21 protein-coding genes are annotated in these 15292 nt (G+C 66.5%); 2 read left to right on the plus strand and 19 right to left on the minus strand.

Annotated elements, in window-relative coordinates:
* The first annotated feature begins 73 nt into the window (after positions 1-73).
* A complete protein-coding gene (gene mscL, locus AC6LJW_RS00355; RefSeq protein WP_498086157.1) occupies positions 74-520 on the plus strand; it encodes a large conductance mechanosensitive channel protein MscL in 447 nt (148 codons plus the stop codon).
* A 47-nt stretch (positions 521-567) separates the two neighbouring features.
* Here the strand turns inward: mscL and AC6LJW_RS00360 are convergent, their stop codons facing one another.
* Entirely contained in the window at positions 568-1344 is a 777-nt protein-coding gene (locus AC6LJW_RS00360) for a Nif3-like dinuclear metal center hexameric protein (RefSeq protein ID WP_498086158.1), read from the minus strand.
* 19 nt (positions 1345-1363) lie between these two features.
* Between AC6LJW_RS00360 and AC6LJW_RS00365 the strand changes: the two genes are divergently transcribed.
* The gene (locus AC6LJW_RS00365; RefSeq protein ID WP_498086159.1) at positions 1364-2521 is read left to right on the plus strand and encodes a trypsin-like peptidase domain-containing protein; all 1158 of its coding nucleotides are present in this window, start codon (positions 1364-1366) and stop codon (positions 2519-2521) included.
* On the opposite strand, the gene AC6LJW_RS00370 is transcribed toward AC6LJW_RS00365, so the two are convergent.
* The 18 genes from AC6LJW_RS00370 to AC6LJW_RS00455 all read right to left on the minus strand — a co-directional run bounded on the left by AC6LJW_RS00370 (position 2518) and on the right by AC6LJW_RS00455 (position 15140).
* A complete protein-coding gene (locus AC6LJW_RS00370) occupies positions 2518-2988 on the minus strand; it encodes a helix-turn-helix domain-containing protein (RefSeq protein ID WP_498086160.1) in 471 nt (156 codons plus the stop codon). The genes AC6LJW_RS00365 and AC6LJW_RS00370 overlap by 4 nt on opposite strands.
* A 109-nt stretch (positions 2989-3097) precedes the next feature.
* Positions 3098-3889: a twin-arginine translocase subunit TatC gene (tatC, locus tag AC6LJW_RS00375; RefSeq protein WP_056565635.1), complete on the minus strand. Its 792-nt coding sequence runs from the start codon at positions 3887-3889 to the stop codon at positions 3098-3100.
* Entirely contained in the window at positions 3886-4443 is a 558-nt protein-coding gene (gene tatB / locus AC6LJW_RS00380) for a Sec-independent protein translocase protein TatB (protein WP_427985294.1), read from the minus strand. The genes tatC and tatB overlap by 4 nt, the downstream gene beginning before the upstream one ends.
* A gap of 75 nt (positions 4444-4518) precedes the next feature.
* Positions 4519-4746, minus strand: coding sequence for a Sec-independent protein translocase subunit TatA (tatA, locus tag AC6LJW_RS00385; RefSeq protein WP_056320404.1), 228 nt, complete (start codon positions 4744-4746; stop codon positions 4519-4521).
* 14 nt (positions 4747-4760) lie between these two features.
* Positions 4761-5129 carry a histidine triad nucleotide-binding protein gene (locus tag AC6LJW_RS00390; RefSeq protein WP_056565630.1) on the minus strand — a complete coding sequence of 123 codons (369 nt, stop codon included), beginning with the start codon at positions 5127-5129 and terminating at the stop codon, positions 4761-4763.
* 17 nt (positions 5130-5146) lie between these two features.
* Positions 5147-5497, minus strand: a complete 351-nt coding sequence (locus AC6LJW_RS00395) for a phosphoribosyl-ATP diphosphatase (RefSeq protein WP_056565627.1) — start codon at positions 5495-5497, stop codon at positions 5147-5149.
* A complete protein-coding gene (gene hisI, locus AC6LJW_RS00400) occupies positions 5494-5898 on the minus strand; it encodes a phosphoribosyl-AMP cyclohydrolase (RefSeq protein WP_056565623.1) in 405 nt (134 codons plus the stop codon). Before hisI ends, AC6LJW_RS00395 begins: the two co-directional genes overlap by 4 nt.
* A gap of 2 nt (positions 5899-5900) precedes the next feature.
* Positions 5901-6722 carry an imidazole glycerol phosphate synthase subunit HisF gene (gene hisF, locus AC6LJW_RS00405; protein WP_056565619.1) on the minus strand — a complete coding sequence of 274 codons (822 nt, stop codon included), beginning with the start codon at positions 6720-6722 and terminating at the stop codon, positions 5901-5903.
* Positions 6719-7459 (minus strand): 1-(5-phosphoribosyl)-5-[(5-phosphoribosylamino)methylideneamino]imidazole-4-carboxamide isomerase, encoded by a 741-nt coding sequence (hisA, locus tag AC6LJW_RS00410; protein ID WP_006224535.1) that lies wholly within the window; start codon positions 7457-7459, stop codon positions 6719-6721. Before hisA ends, hisF begins: the two co-directional genes overlap by 4 nt.
* A gap of 56 nt (positions 7460-7515) precedes the next feature.
* Complete coding sequence (gene hisH / locus AC6LJW_RS00415) at positions 7516-8214, minus strand: imidazole glycerol phosphate synthase subunit HisH (protein WP_056565616.1); 699 nt, start codon at positions 8212-8214, stop codon at positions 7516-7518.
* 53 nt (positions 8215-8267) lie between these two features.
* Positions 8268-8855 (minus strand): imidazoleglycerol-phosphate dehydratase HisB, encoded by a 588-nt coding sequence (hisB, locus tag AC6LJW_RS00420; protein WP_105236925.1) that lies wholly within the window; start codon positions 8853-8855, stop codon positions 8268-8270.
* Between the two features lies 1 nt (position 8856).
* Positions 8857-9963 carry a histidinol-phosphate transaminase gene (hisC, locus tag AC6LJW_RS00425; RefSeq protein ID WP_498086162.1) on the minus strand — a complete coding sequence of 369 codons (1107 nt, stop codon included), beginning with the start codon at positions 9961-9963 and terminating at the stop codon, positions 8857-8859.
* Positions 9960-11264: a histidinol dehydrogenase gene (gene hisD / locus AC6LJW_RS00430; protein ID WP_498086163.1), complete on the minus strand. Its 1305-nt coding sequence runs from the start codon at positions 11262-11264 to the stop codon at positions 9960-9962. The genes hisC and hisD overlap by 4 nt, the downstream gene beginning before the upstream one ends.
* A 61-nt stretch (positions 11265-11325) precedes the next feature.
* Positions 11326-12000 (minus strand): ATP phosphoribosyltransferase, encoded by a 675-nt coding sequence (gene hisG / locus AC6LJW_RS00435; protein WP_056565602.1) that lies wholly within the window; start codon positions 11998-12000, stop codon positions 11326-11328.
* Positions 11997-13268, minus strand: a complete 1272-nt coding sequence (gene murA, locus AC6LJW_RS00440) for a UDP-N-acetylglucosamine 1-carboxyvinyltransferase (protein ID WP_498086220.1) — start codon at positions 13266-13268, stop codon at positions 11997-11999. Before murA ends, hisG begins: the two co-directional genes overlap by 4 nt.
* Positions 13268-13513, minus strand: a complete 246-nt coding sequence (locus AC6LJW_RS00445; RefSeq protein ID WP_056320382.1) for a BolA family protein — start codon at positions 13511-13513, stop codon at positions 13268-13270. The genes murA and AC6LJW_RS00445 overlap by 1 nt, the downstream gene beginning before the upstream one ends.
* A gap of 5 nt (positions 13514-13518) precedes the next feature.
* Positions 13519-14331: an ABC transporter permease gene (locus AC6LJW_RS00450; RefSeq protein WP_056565599.1), complete on the minus strand. Its 813-nt coding sequence runs from the start codon at positions 14329-14331 to the stop codon at positions 13519-13521.
* Positions 14328-15140 carry an ABC transporter ATP-binding protein gene (locus AC6LJW_RS00455; RefSeq protein WP_105236929.1) on the minus strand — a complete coding sequence of 271 codons (813 nt, stop codon included), beginning with the start codon at positions 15138-15140 and terminating at the stop codon, positions 14328-14330. The genes AC6LJW_RS00450 and AC6LJW_RS00455 overlap by 4 nt, the downstream gene beginning before the upstream one ends.
* Positions 15141-15292 lie beyond the last annotated feature (152 nt).

Consider the following 15292-nt stretch of genomic DNA (forward strand, 5'->3'; position numbering starts at 1 on the left):
GAATATGTAACAACATAGCAACCGCGTATTATAGGCCAGCCTACCCCAGGCGTATCACGAATGGAGCGGATTTATGAGCAAAACGACTGGTTTCGTCAAAGAGTTTCGAGATTTCGCGGTCAAGGGCAACGCGGTCGACTTGGCCGTTGGTGTGATCATCGGTGCGGCGTTCGGCAGGATTGTCGACTCGCTGGTTCGGGACATCATCATGCCGCTCGTCAATTTCATTCTTGGCGGATCGGTCGATTTTTCGAACAAGTTCCTCGTGCTCTCGATGCCCGAGGGCTATGCGGGCCCGATGACCTATGCGGATCTGACCAAGGCCGGCGCCAACGTCTTTGCCTGGGGCAACTTCGTCACCATCATCATCAATTTCGTCCTGCTGGCGCTTGTGATCTTCTGGATGGTCAAGGCCATCTACAGGGCACGCAACAAGCAGGAGGAAGCGCCGGCGCCGGCCAAGACGCCGGAAGACGTGGCCCTGTTGCGTGAAATCCGCGATCTGCTCAAGCGGCCGTAAACCACAAAGCGCCCCTCGGGGCGCTTTTGCTTTTATCCAGGCCGGGTTCAGGCCGGATTGTCGATATCCACGAATTCGACCGTGATGCCGAATTGCTCGGCCACGGCCTGCCCCAGCGCCTGCACGCCATAGCGTTCGGTGGCATGGTGGCCGGCCGCGATGAAGCCCACGCCGGTTTCGCGCGCCAGGTGTACGGTGGATTCGGACACTTCGCCGGTGATGTAGACGCCGGCGCCCGCCTCCACGGCGTCGCCCATCATGCCTTGCGCGCCGCCCGTGCACCAGGCGATTGTCGCCAGCGGTTGGTCCGGGTCGCCCACGACGAGCGGCTGGCGGCCCAGGCGCTGCGCTACGCGGTCGCCCAGTTGGCCCAGCGTCTGCACACCGCTGGCCTCGCCTAGCCAGATCAGCCCGTCCTGCCCGCAGGTCAGCGGCGCGCCGTCGTCGCGCCGCGCCGGCGTCAGTCCCAGCACGCGCGCCAGTTGCGCGTTGTTGCCCAGCGTCGGGTGCGCGTCCAGCGGCAGGTGGTAGGCAAAGAGGTTCAGGTCGTTCTTCAGCGTCAGGGCCATGCGTGTGCGGCGGGTGCCGATGACGCGGCGGTCTTCGTTGCGCCACATCCAGCCGTGATGCACCAGCACGGCATCCGCGCCGCGGTCGACCGCAGCGCGCAGCAATGCTTCGCTGGCCGTCACACCGGTGATAATGTGTCCGACCTCGGATCGGCCTTCCACCTGCATCCCGTTGGGACAGTAGTCCTTGAAACGGGCCGCCTGCAGGGTGTCGTCCAGCCAGTTGGCCAGGACGCGGGAGTCCACTTTATTCATCGCTAGTCCTATCAGAAACATGCGCCGATATTGGCTGATCTTTGCTCAGGCCGTCACGGTCTGCCTGGCTATTCTATTCGTGGTGACGACGTTGCGGCCCGACCTGCTGCGCGTGAACGGACCCGGCACGGTCCCGCCGGCCACCGCCGCGGCCGGACGCGCGCCCAACGGCGACGTGGGCGCGGTGTCGTACGCGGATGGCGTGGCCAAGGCGGCGCCCTCGGTGGTGAACGTATTTACGACCAAGCACGTGAACGTGCCGTTGATTCCGCTGCCCGACGATCCGGTGCTGCGCCAGCTTTTCGGGCAGGTGCCGGGCGTGAGCCGGCGCGAGGCGTCGACCAGCCTGGGCTCGGGCGTGATCGTGAATGCGGACGACTACGTGCTGACCAACTACCACGTGGTGCAGGCTGCGGACGCGATCGAGGTGGCGCTGCGCGACGGGCGGCGCGATACCGCCAAGGTGGTGGGGGCGGATCCGGACACCGATCTGGCGGTGCTTAAGCTGTCCAAGCTGCGCGACTTGCCCGCCGCAACGCTGGCGTCCGACAAGGGCTTGCGCGTGGGCGACGTGGTGCTGGCGATCGGCAATCCGTTTGGGGTGGGCCAGACCACCACGCAGGGCATCGTGTCGGCGCTGGGCCGAAATGGCCTGGGCCTGAACACCTACGAGAACTTCATTCAGACCGACGCGGCGATCAATCCGGGCAATTCGGGCGGCGCGCTGGTCGATGCCTACGGCAACCTGGTGGGCATCAACACCGCCATTTATTCGGAATCCGGCGGGTCGATGGGCATCGGCTTTGCGACGCCGATTGAAATTGCCCGCAAGGTCATGGACGACATCGTCAAGACCGGGGCGGTCAAGCGTGGCTGGCTGGGCGTGGAGCCGCAGGACATGACGCCGGAACTGGCGCGGGCCTTCGAGCTGCCGCGCGATGCGGCGGGCGTGATCATTGCCGGGGTGATGCGCGACGGTCCGGCCGCGCGCGGCGGCCTGCGGGTGGGCGATATCGTTCAGTCGGTCAATGGCAAGCGGGTGGCGGACACGACCGGCCTGCTGTCGGAGATTGCGCAGGTGCCGCCGGGCCAGCGGGCCACGCTGGGCATCTTGCGCAGCGGCAAGCCGGCGGAACTGGCCGTTGTGATGGGGACGCGGCCGGGCAAGCCGCGCTAAGCGCATTTGCGCGCCGCCGCGCGGGCAGCGGCGGTGTCGGGTTTGCTGGAGAGCTCGCGAACCAGCGCAAGGATCAGGCGCTTGGTGCTGTCGGGTTGCGGCGCCAGCCGCGCGCAGATTTCGGCGCAATAGCCATCCATGCCGTCGGCCACGGCGTTCTGCAGGCCGGGTGAGGTTCCCGACCCAGCGCCAAAGCCCGCCGCGGAACCAGATTCAGACCCAGTTCCAGAGCCAGCCCCAGCCTTCGGCGAGGAGGCGTGCACCACGCCGTCCGTCAGCCACGGCACGCTGGTGCCGAGGGCGCGCGCCAGCCGCACGAGCGTGTTGCGGGCCGGCGAGTAGCGGTCTTCGCGCGTAAGGATGCGGTGGATGCAGGACTGCGGCACGCCCGACAGGCGCGCAAGCTGGTTCTGGCTATGGATGCCGCGCCACCGCATGAGGGCGCGCAGTCTTTGGGAGAGCGACATGACTGCAATGTAGGACTGCAGTCATGGGCGGACAAGGTAAAACGGTCCGCTTTTATGCGGACCGTCTGGGTTGCTATCTGCCTTGCCGTTGCGTTGCGGCCAACCGGCTTCAGTGGCGTTCGGTCAGGGAGTCGGCGGCGTCGTCTGCCGGCGCACCCTCTTTCGGTGTGACCATCCGGGCGCAGATCAGCCCGACCTCATAGAGCAGGCACAGCGGCACCGCGAGCATGAACTGGCTGACGACGTCGGGCGGGGTGACCACGGCCGCGATGATGAACGCGCCCACCACCACGTAGCCGCGCGCGGCTTTCAGCTTGGAGAGCTCGACCACGCCCATCTTCACCAGCAGCACCACGGCCACGGGCACCTCGAAGGTGATGCCGAACGCCATGAACATCGTCATGACGAAGCTCAGGTAGGCCTCGATGTCCGGCGCCGGGGTGATGGACTGCGGCGCGAACGTGGCGATGAAGTGGAACACCGTGCGGAACACCACGAAATAGCAGAACGCCATCCCCGCGATGAAGAGGAACGTGCTGGATACGATGAGCGGCAGCGCCAGGCGCTTTTCGTGCCGGTACAGCCCCGGGGCCACGAAGGCCCATGCCTGGTACAGCACCACGGGCAGCGCCACGATGAACGCGGCCATCATCGTGACCTTGACCGGCACCATGAAGGGCGTGATGACGCCGGTGGCGATCATGCGGGTGCCTTCGGGCAGCGAGGCCAGCATGGGGGCGGCCAGCACGTCATAGATGGCCGACGCGCCGGGATAAATGAAGAGCACGATGAATACGGCCACCACGGCGCCAACGGCACGCAGCAGGCGGGTGCGCAGCTCGACCAGGTGGGAGATGAAGGTCTCTTGCTGGCCTTCTTCTTGGGTTGCGTCCTGGGTCACGACGGAGTTCCAGAGGGCGAGACGGGCTTGGCGGCGGGCGCGGCGACGTCAGCCGCGGGCGCGCTGGGCGCCGGGGCGGGTTGTTGAGGGGCGGCGGCCGGACGCGGTGCGGGCTCGGCGGCGGGCAGGTCCAGATCCAGATTGTGGTTCTGGCTGGGGGGGGCGATCGTGCGCGCGGGCTCGTCGGACGCGTCAGCAACCTGGGCAGTCACCGGCGCCTGCGCAACGGCCGGCGTGGCCTTGCCGCTGGCTTCGCGGGCCACTTCGTCGAGTTCGGCGCGGAATTGCTGCACGGGTTCCTGCAGCGAGGCACCGGTCTCGTTCAGCGATTGCTGCACGCCCTGGGCCGCGTCTTCCATTTCGGTCTTGAACTTGCGGAGTTCGTCGAGTTCGATTTCGCGCTGGATATCGGACTTGACGTCATTGACGTAACGCTGCGCGCGCCCGAGCAGGTGGCCGACGGTGCGGGCAACCTTGGGCAGGCGTTCGGGGCCGATGACGATCAGGGCGACGACGCCGATCACCATCAGTTCAGTGAGGCTGACATCAAACATTCGACGGCCGCTTGGGAATTGAAGCAATAAGGGCCGGCCCGTTCAGGGCTGGCCCGGAGGGAGACTGGCTGGCGCTCAGGAGTTGGACTTTTCCTTGGCCTGCACGTCGATGGTGTCGCCGGCGACGCGCTGCTGCGTGACCGGTTCAGCGGGCTTGTCGCTGTTGGCTTCTTTCATGCCGTCCTTGAAGCCCTTGACCGCGCCGCCCAGATCGCCGCCGATGTTGCGAAGTTTCTTGGTGCCGAAAATCAGCGCAACGATGACCAGGACGACCAACCAATGCCAAATGCTGAAACTACCCATGATGATTCTCCGAATTACGCAGTGGGGGCCACGCGCCCTTTCCAGGGACGCGAGCCGCCGATGATGTGGAAATGCAGGTGCGGGACTTCCTGGCCGCCTTCGACGCCAGAATTGATCATGATGCGAAATCCGCCATCAGGGCCCGGACGGCAACCGTTCTCGGCGGCAAGCCGCGGCGCCAACGACATCATTCTACCCAACCAATCTGCGTCCTCGCCCGTAATATCCTGCATGGATGTGACATGACGTCGGGGGATCAGCAGTAAATGTACCGGCGCGGCGGGATTGATATCGTGGAATGCAACAAAGTCCTGGTCCTCGAAGACCTTCTTGGACGGGATTTCGCCAGCGGCGATCTTGCAGAAAAGGCAGTTGTCGCTCATGGGTGTGGTTTCCGTGGTCAGTCTTTCGGGCGGCTTGCCTTTTCCACCAGGCCCGAGAGGCCTTCGCGGCGGGCCAGCTCGGCCAGCACGTCTTCGGGCCGCAGGTTGAAATGCGTCAGCGCCACCAGGCAGTGGAACCACAGATCGGCGGTCTCGCTGACGATGCGGTCGGGGACGCCATCCTTGGCGGCCATCACCAGTTCCGTGGCTTCTTCCCCGATCTTCTTCAGGAAGGCGTCCGGCCCCTTGGCCAGCAGCTTGGCCGTGTAGGAGGCGGAAGGATCGCCGCCGTTCTGCGGACGGCGGGTTTCCAGGGTGTCTGCAATGCGGGCCAGGATGTCGGCCGCGGTCAGGGTCTGATCGGTCATTTGTAGATGAGTTCCGGGTCTTTGAGCACCGGATCCACCGTGACCCAGGACGCCTGATCGGTCTGGCCTTCCAGGCGGCGGAAGAAGCAGCTTGCGCGGCCGGTGTGGCAGGCGATGCCACCTTCCTGGTGGACTTTCAAGAGCACCACGTCGCCGTCGCAATCCAGGCGCAGTTCGTGCACTTCCTGGACGTGGCCGGATTCTTCGCCCTTGCGCCACAGACGCTGGCGCGAGCGCGACCAGTAGACGGCGCGGCCGGTGGCGGCCGTTTCGGCCAGCGATTCGCGGTTCATCCAGGCCACCATCATGATCTGGCCGTTCTCGGCGTCTTGGGCGATGGCGGGAATGAGGCCGTTTTCGTCGAAGACGACGTCGGCCATCCAGGTGGGTTCGTTGCTCATAATCAGTCCAATCGTACGGCGATGCCCTGTTCGGCCATGAAGTGCTTGCACTCGCCGACGGTATGCTGGCCAAAATGGAAGATGCTGGCGGCCAGCACCGCGCTGGCGCGGCCGGTGGTGACGCCGTCGGCCAGATGCTGCAGGTTGCCCACGCCGCCCGAGGCGATGACGGGCACCGGCACGGCGTCCGAGACGGTGCGGGTCAGTTCCAGGTCAAAGCCGGATTTGGTGCCGTCGCGGTCCATGCTGGTCAGCAGGATTTCGCCGGCGCCGTAGGCGGCCATGCGGCGCGCCCACGCCACGGCGTCCAGGCCGGTGGCCTTGCGGCCGCCATGCGTGAAGACTTCCCAGCGGGCCGGTTCGCCGGGCGCGGACACGCGACGGGCGTCGATGGCCACGACCACGCATTGCGAGCCGTGGTAGTCGGACGCGGCGCGAACCAGGTCGGGATTGGCCACCGCGGCGCTGTTGATGCTGATCTTGTCGGCGCCGGCATTGAGCAGGCGCTGGATGTCGGACACCTGGCGCACGCCGCCGCCCACGGTCAGCGGAATGAAGACCTGCGACGCCACCTGCTCGATGATGGGCAGGATCAGGTCGCGGCCATCGCTGGTGGCGGTGATGTCCAGAAAGGTGAGTTCGTCGGCGCCCTGCTCGTTGTAGCGGCGGGCGATCTCGACGGGGTCGCCCGCGTCGAGCAGGTTGACGAAGTTCACGCCCTTGACGACGCGGCCGGCCGTGACGTCAAGGCAGGGAATGATGCGGCGGGTCAGCGCGTTCTGCGCGGACGCGCCGGCCCCGGGGGTGCTGCTGGATGTGGTCATTTTGCCAATTCGTCGGCGCGCGCCTGCGCGGCCTGGAAGTCGAGCGTGCCTTCGTAGATGCTGCGGCCCAGGATGGCGCCTTCGACACCCTCTTCTTCGACGGCGCACAGCGCCTCGATGTCCTGGATGCCGGCGATGCCGCCCGACGCGTACACGGGAATGCGCACGTGCTGGGCCAGGCGGACCGTGGCTTCGACGTTGACGCCCGACAGCATGCCGTCGCGGCCGATATCGGTGTAGATGATGGCTTCGCAGCCGTAGTCTTCGAACTTCTTGGCCAGATCCAGCACGTCGTGGCGGGTCAGTTTGCTCCAGCCGTCGGTGGCGATCTTGCCGTCGCGGGCGTCCAGGCCGACGATGATCTGGCCTGGGAAGGCGCCGCAGGCGTCCTGCAGGAAGCCCGGGTTCTTGACCGCGGCAGTGCCGATGATGACGTACGAGATGCCGGCGTCGAGGTAGCGTTCGATGGTGTCCAGGTCGCGGATGCCTCCGCCGATCTGGACGGGAATGTCGTCGCCGACGGCGTCCAGAATCGCCTTGATGGGCGCCTCGTTCTTGGGCTTGCCGGCTACGGCGCCGTTCAGGTCGACCAGATGCAGGCGGCGGGCGCCCTGGTCCAGCCAGCGGGTGGCCATGGCGGCGGGGTCTTCGGAGAACACCGTTGCATCGTCCAGGTCACCCTGGCGCAGGCGAACGCAACGCCCGTCTTTGAGGTCGATGGCGGGGATCAGCAGCATGGTTGGCAGCGAGTAAAAAGATGGGGTTGAAAGGGCTGGCGCACGCGGCTCGAGGCCTAGGGCTGCCAGTCTACAAAATTGCGATACAGGCGCAAACCGTGCTCGGCACTTTTTTCGGGGTGGAACTGCACCGCGAAAATGTTAGCTGCCGCCACCGCGCAGGTAAAGGCGACGCCATAATCGGTTTCACCAACCGTCAGGCCCGGATCGGCCGGGTCGGCGTAGTAACTATGGACGAAATAGAAGTGCGAGTCGTCCGGAATGCCGTCCCAGATCGGGTGAGAGCGGGTGTGGCGGACTTTGTTCCAGCCCATGTGCGGCACCTTCAGGCGCTCAGGACGGGTGTCGACCAGGCCCGCGCCGCCCGCGTCGGCGAGGCAGGCCTCGTCGTCGGCGGGAATCAGGTCGGCAAAGCCGGGGCCGGAAAAGCGGCGCACGACGCCGGGGAACAGGCCCAGGCAGGCGGTGCCGCCTTCTTCGCTGGAGTCGAACAGCATCTGTTCGCCCACGCAGACGCCCAGCAGGGGCTTCTCGCGAGCGGCGCGCACGACGGCGTCGCGCAGGCCGGATTCGTTCAGGGTGCGCATGCAGTCCGCCATGGCGCCTTGACCCGGGAAGACCACGCGGTCGGCTGCGGCGATTTCCTGGGGCTGGTTGCAGATGCGGATGTCGGCGTCAGGCGCGGCGTATTTCAGGGCGCGGGCGACGGAATGGAAATTGCCCATTCCATAGTCGACGATGGCGATAGTGGTCACTTCTGTCTGCCTGGTGCGGTGCGAAAGTGGATTGCGTACGTTACAGCAGTGCGTTACAGCACGCCCTTGGTGGAAGGCACGACGTCGCCCATGCGGGGGTCGACTTCGAGAGCCATGCGCAGCGCGCGGCCACAGGCCTTGAACACGGTTTCCGCCTGGTGATGCGAGTTGAATCCGCGCAGGTTGTCGATGTGCATCGTGATCAGCGCGTGATTGACCAGGCCCTGGAAGAATTCGCGCGTGAGGTCCACGTCGAAGCTGCCGATGTGAGAGCGCGTGAACGGGATGTGGTATTCCAGGCCAGGACGGCCGGAAAAGTCGATCACGACGCGCGACAGCGCTTCGTCCAGCGGCACGTAGGCATGCCCGTAGCGGCGCAGACCCGCCTTGGTGCCCGCCGCCTTGGCGATGGCCATGCCCAGCGTGATGCCCACGTCTTCCACCGTGTGATGCGCGTCGATGTGCAGGTCGCCCTCGGCCTTGATGTCCAGGTCGATCAGGCCGTGGCGCGCGATCTGGTCCAGCATGTGGTCCAGGAAGGGCACGCCCGTGTCGATCGTCTGCTTGCCGGTGCCATCGAGGTTGATGGCCACGCGGATGCGGGTTTCGTTGGTGTTGCGGGTGATTTCTGCGGTACGCATATTAAGCACTCAAGATCTCTTGCAGGGCGGATAGCAAGGCGGCGTTCTCGGCCGGGGTGCCCACCGAAATGCGCAGGCAGTCGGCCAGCAGCGGGTGGGCATTGGAGAAGTTGCGAATCAATATTTTGCGCGCTTTCAGGGCAAGATGCACGGCGTTGCCGTCGAGCTTGCCGGAAAAGCGGGCGAGAATGAAATTTGCGGCGGAAGGGAATACCCTGACGCCGGGCAATTGCGCCAGCGCGGCGACCAGCGGTTCGCGGTCCGCGCGCAGCCGGGCGGCCTGTTCGTCCAGCACGGCCTTGTGGCGCAGCACGGCCAGCAGCGTCGCCTGGGTCAGCACGTTCAGGTTGTAGGGCGGGCGCACCTTGTTCAGCTCGGCGATCCACGCGGGATGCCCGGCCAGGTAGCCGAAGCGCAGGCCGGCCAGGCCAATCTTGGACACCGTGCGCATGACGACGACGTTAGGCGCATCCAGCACCTGGGGCATCCAGGTGTAGTCCGCGAACGGCTGGTAGGCCTCGTCGATCACCACCAGGCCGGGCGCGGCCTGGATGATGGCGTTCACGTCTTCCGGCGACCACAGGCCGCCGGTGGGATTGTTGGGGGTGGCCAGGAACACGAGCTTGGGCTGGTGCTCGCGGATGGCGGCGAGCATGGCCGGCAGATCCAGGCTCAGGTCCGCGGTCAGCGGCACGCCCACGAAATGCGCGTGATCGAAACGGGCCGCCATGTCGAAGTACACGAACGACGGCCACGGCGACAGCACCGCGTCGCCCGGGTTGCAGCACGCCTGCACCATCAGGTGGATGAGTTCGTCCGAGCCGTTGCCGAACAGCACGTCCGCGGCGTCCGGCACGCCGAAGGCCGTCTTGACGGCGGCCTCAAGCTTGGACAGGTCGGCGGACGGATAACGGTTCAGCGGCGTGTCGCGGACGGCGCGCGCGATGTCGTCGCGTACGGCTTCGGGCAGCTCGTACGGGCATTCCATGGCGTCCAGCTTGATGCAGCCTTCGGCATGGGCGACGGGGTACGCCGCCAGCTCGCGAATGTCCGCCCGGACGGTGCCTTTGACGCGGCCGGCGACGCCATCCGCCGGAGCTGCGCTCATGGCTTGTCGATCCGGTACTGGGCGCTGGCGGCGTGCGCCTGCAAGCCCTCACCCAGCGCCAGTTCGGCGGCGATGCGGCCCAGCGTCTGGGCGCCGGCGTGCGAAACCTGGATCAGGCTGGAGCGCTTCTGGAAGTCATAGACGCCAAGCGGCGACGAGAAGCGCGCCGTGCGCGAGGTGGGCAGCACGTGGTTCGGGCCGGCGCAGTAGTCGCCCAGGGCTTCAGAGCTGAAGCGGCCCATGAAGATGGCGCCGGCGTGACGGATGCGGGCGGTCCAGACCTCGGGCTGCTCGGTGGAGATCTCGAGATGCTCGGGGGCGATGTCGTTGGCGATCTGGCAGGCTTCTTCCAGGTCGCGGACCAGAATCAGCGCGCCGCGGTTGGCCAGGCTGACGCGCAGGATGTCGGCGCGCGGCATCGTGGGCAGCAGGCGGGCGATGGACGCTTCGACCTCCTCGATGAAGGCGGCGTCGGGACAGAGCAGGATGGACTGCGCCAGTTCGTCGTGCTCGGCCTGCGAGAACAGGTCCATGGCGATCCAGTCGGCCGGCGTCTTGCCGTCGCAGATGACCAGGATTTCGCTGGGGCCGGCGATCATGTCGATACCGACCACGCCGAACACGCGGCGCTTGGCGGCGGCAACATAGGCGTTGCCCGGGCCGACGATCTTGTCCACGGCCGGCACGGTATCGGTGCCATACGCCAGCGCACCCACGGCCTGCGCGCCGCCGATGGCGAACACGCGGTCCACGCCGCTGATGGCGGCCGCGGCCAGCACGATGGGATTGCGCACGCCATCCGGCGTGGGCGTGACCATGACCAGTTCCAGCACGCCCGCGACCTTGGCCGGGATGGCGTTCATCAGCACGGACGACGGATAAGCAGCCTTGCCGCCCGGCACGTACAGGCCCACGCGGTCCAGCGGGGTGACCTGCTGGCCGAGCAGCGTGCCGTCGGCTTCGGTGTAGGTCCAGGTCTCGGCGCGCTGGCGCTCGTGGTAGGCGCGCACGCGGTCGGCGGCGGCTTCCAGCGCATTGCGCTGGGCGGCCGGCAGCGCGGCCAGGGCCGCATGCCAATCGGCCTTGGGGATCTCCAGCGTATGGACGGCCGCGTCCGGCATGCGGTCGAACCGCTGCGTGTATTCCACCAGCGCGGCATCGCCGCGGGCGCGCACGTCGGCCAGGATGCTGGCGGCGGCGCGGTCGATGGATTCGTCCTCGGTGGCCTCGAAGGCCAGCAGCGTGGACAGGGCGGTTTTGAAACCGGGATCGCGGGAGTCGAGACGATTGATCAGGGCCATGGCGTCATGGAGCAAAGCGGGTAACGGTATCGGCCGCCGCGCCGGGCGCGGCGGGCGGGAATCAGACGTTGCGGGAGGCGGCTCTTGCGAAAGCGTCCAGCAGCGGTTGCAGGCGGTCGCCGCGGGTTTTCAGGGCGGCCTGGTTGACGATCAGGCGCGACGAGATCGGCATGACGTCTTCCACGGCGACCAGGTCGTTGGCGCGCAGCGTGCCGCCGGTGGACACCAGGTCGACGATGCAGTCGGCCAGGCCGACCAGCGGCGCGAGTTCCATCGAACCATACAGCTTGATGATGTCCACGTACACACCCTTGGCCGCGAAGTGTTCACGGGCTGACTGCACGTACTTGGTGGCCACGCGCAGGCGCGCGCCCTGGTGGACCGCGGCCTCGTAGTCGAAGCCGTTGCGCACGGCCACGGCCAGGCGGCATTTGGCGATGTTCAGGTCGATGGGCTGGTACAGGCCGCCGGGCTGTTCCTTGGCGTGTTCGATCAGCACGTCCTTGCCGGCGATGCCCAGGTCCGCCGCGCCGTACTGCACGTAGGTGGGCACGTCGGAGGCGCGCACGATGATCAGGCGCAGGCCGGGATCGCTGGTGGGCAGGATGAGCTTGCGCGAGCTTTCCGGATTCTCCGGAACGTCGATGCCGGCTTCCGCCAGCAACGGCATGGTTTCTTCGAAGATGCGGCCCTTGGACAGCGCCAGGGTCAGGGGGGTGACGGAGGCATTGCTCATTGAGCCTGTTCCTTGCCGGTAACTCGTTGGATGTTCGCGCCCAGGGCGCGCAGTTTCACTTCCATCTGGTCGTAGCCGCGATCCAGGTGGTAGATGCGGTCAACCAGCGTGTCGCCGTCGGCGGCCAGGCCGGCGATGACGAGGCTGGCCGAGGCGCGCAGGTCGGTCGCCATGACCGTGGCGCCCGACAGGCGCGGCACGCCGCGCACGATGGCGGTGTGGCCGTCGATGTCGATCTGGGCGCCCATGCGGCGCAGTTCCTGCACGTGCATGTAGCGGTTTTCGAAGATGGTCTCGACGATGACCGACGTGCCGTCGGCCACGGCGTTCAGCGCCATCAGCTGAGCCTGCATGTCGGTGGCAAAGCCCGGGTATTCGTGTGTGCGAAAGCCCACGGCCTTGGGACGCTTGTCCATGGCGCCGCGGATCCAGTCCGGGCCGGTCTCGATGGTCAGGCCCGCTTCGGCCAGCTTGTCCAGCGTGGCGCCCAGGATGCCGGCATCCGCGTTCTTGAGCAGGATATCGCCGCCGGCTGCGCCCACCGCGCACAGGAAGGTGCCCGCTTCGATGCGGTCGGAAATGACGCGGTGCTCGGCGCCGTGCAGGCGGTCGACGCCGTCGATGACGATGCGGTCGGTGCCGTGGCCCTGGATGCGGGCGCCCATCTTGATGAGCAGTTCGGCCAGGTCCACGACTTCGGGTTCGCGCGCGGCGTTTTCCAGCACGGTGCGGCCTTCGGCCAGCACGGCGGCCATCAGCAGGTTTTCCGTGCCGGTGACCGTGACCATGTCGGTGCGGATGGAGGCGCCCTTCAGGCGCTTGGCGCGCGCCACGACGAAGCCGTGCTCGATGCTGATTTCAGCGCCCAGCGCGGCCAGGCCCTTGATGTGCTGGTCCACCGGCCGCTGGCCGATGGTGCAGCCGCCGGGCAGGCTGACGCGGGCCTCGCCAAAGCGTGCGACCAGCGGGCCCAGCACCAGGATCGACGCGCGCATCGTCTTGACCAGGTCGTACGGCGCTTCCAGGCTGTCGACGTTGCCGGCCTGCAGCGTGACCACGCCGTCGTCCGCACGCTCGGCGCGCACGCCCATTTGGGCCAGGAGACGCAGCATGGTGCCGGTGTCGTTCAGACGCGGCACGTTGGACAGAACCAGCGTGTCGGCAGTCAGCAGGCCCGCGCACAGGATCGGCAGCGCCGAGTTCTTGGCGCCGGAGATCGAGATCTCGCCGTGCAGCCGCGCGCCGCCGGTGATGCGTAGCTTGTCCATCATTCGCCCGCTTTCTGGTATTCGGCCGGGGTCAGAGTGCGCATCGACAGGGCGTGAATCTCGGCCTTCATGCGGTCGCCCAGCGCAGCGTAGACGAGCTGGTGACGCTGGATCAGGCGCTTGCCTTCGAAGGCTGTGCTGACGATGACGGCGTCAAAGTGCGAACCGTCGCCCTGCACGTCGAGATGTTCACAGGGCAGGCCGTCAGCGATGTATTGGCGGACTTGCGCGGGAGTGGGAAGCATGGACGTCAGTTCCTGAGTTTGTAGCCGCTGGACAGAAGCCGCAGCGCGTAAGCGGAGAGCGCGAGGAACACCGCCGTCACCACCGCCAGGCTGTGCCAGGGCGAGACGTCCGACACCGAGAAGAATCCGTGGCGGAATCCGTCGATGGTGTAGAAGATGGGGTTCCAGTGCGAGACGCTTTGCCAGAACGGCGGCAGCGTATGGATGGAATAGAACACGCCGGACAGGAAGGTCGCCGGCATGATCAGGAAGTTCTGAAAGGCCGCGAGCTGGTCGAATTTCTCGGACCACAGGCCCGCGACCAGCCCCAGCGTGCCCATGATGCCGCACGCCATCACGGCAAAGACCAGCACCCACAGCGGATGCGCGGGCGTCAGTGGCACGAAGAACAGCGCCACGGCCCACACGCACAGGCCGACCGCGAGACCGCGCGCGATCGCGGCCAGCACGTAGGCGCCGAAGATGTCGCGGTGCGACAGCGGCGGCAGAAGCATGAAGACCAGGTTGCCGGTGATGCGGCTTTGGATGAGCGACGAGGACGGATTCGCGAACGCGTTCTGCAGCATGCTCATCATCATGAGCCCCGGGATCAGGAACGACGTGTAGGGCACGGTGCCGTACACCGTGACGCGCCCTTCCAGCACGTGGGCAAAGACCAGCAGGTACAGCAGCGCCGTGATGACGGGCGCGGCGATGGTCTGGAAACTGACCTTCCAGAAGCGCAGCAATTCCTTGCGAAGCAGGGTCGGAAAGCCGGAACCCGCGTCCAGGCGGGGCTGCACCAGCGGCTGGCCGGCAGACGTGGCGGGCTGGGTCATGATGAGATCTCTTCGGGTTGCAGGGCGCGCGCGCCGGGCTCGTCGTCCTGGTGCATGATGCGCACGAAGGCGTCTTCCAGGTCCACGCCGCCCACGCGGGCCAGGAGGGCCTGGGTGGTGTCCAGCGCCACGACGCGCCCGCCCTTGAGCATGGCGATGCGATTGCACAGCGCCTCGGCTTCTTCGAGGTAATGCGTGGTCAGCATGATGGTGTGACCGGCCCGGTTCAGCCGCGAGATGAACTCCCACAGCGTGCGGCGCAGGTCCACGTCCACGCCCGCGGTCGGCTCGTCCAGCACGATGACAGGCGGCCGGTGCACCAGCGCCTGCGCCACCAGCACGCGGCGCTTCATGCCGCCCGACAGCGCGCGCATGTTGGAATTGGCTTTGTCGGCCAGGCCCAGGTTGAACAGGATCTCGTCGATCCAGTCGTCGTTCTTGCGCAGGCCGAAATACCCGGACTGAATGCGCAACGTTTCGCGCACGGTGAAGAACGGGTCATAGACCAATTCCTGCGGCACGACGCCCAGCGCACGCCGCGCCGACTTGTAGTCGGCCACGACGTCGTACCCACAGACGGTGGCGCGGCCCGCAGTGGCATGCGCGAGGCCCGCCAGAATGGAAATAAGCGTGGTCTTGCCCGCGCCGTTGGGGCCGAGCAGGCCGAAGAATTCGCCGTGCTCGATATTCAGGCTGACGTTGTCCAGTGCCTGAAAGCCCGGACGGGGCGTGCGCCCGAGCAGCTTCTGCCAGCCGCGCTGGCGCGGCGAGTAGATCTTGGAGACGTTTTCTAGGCTGACGGCGGACATGACGGGGGGATATGGCCCGAAAAGAGCGAATTGACCATTATATAAGCGCGATGTGGCGGGAGCCGGGGATGGCCCCGGTGGCGATGGGGCCGGCGGGTGTTACGTCCCCAAAATAATCGGCCCGGCATACCCCCGAGGGGGCGCGCCGGGCC

Source organism: Achromobacter sp. 1012554356 (assembly GCF_059760815.1).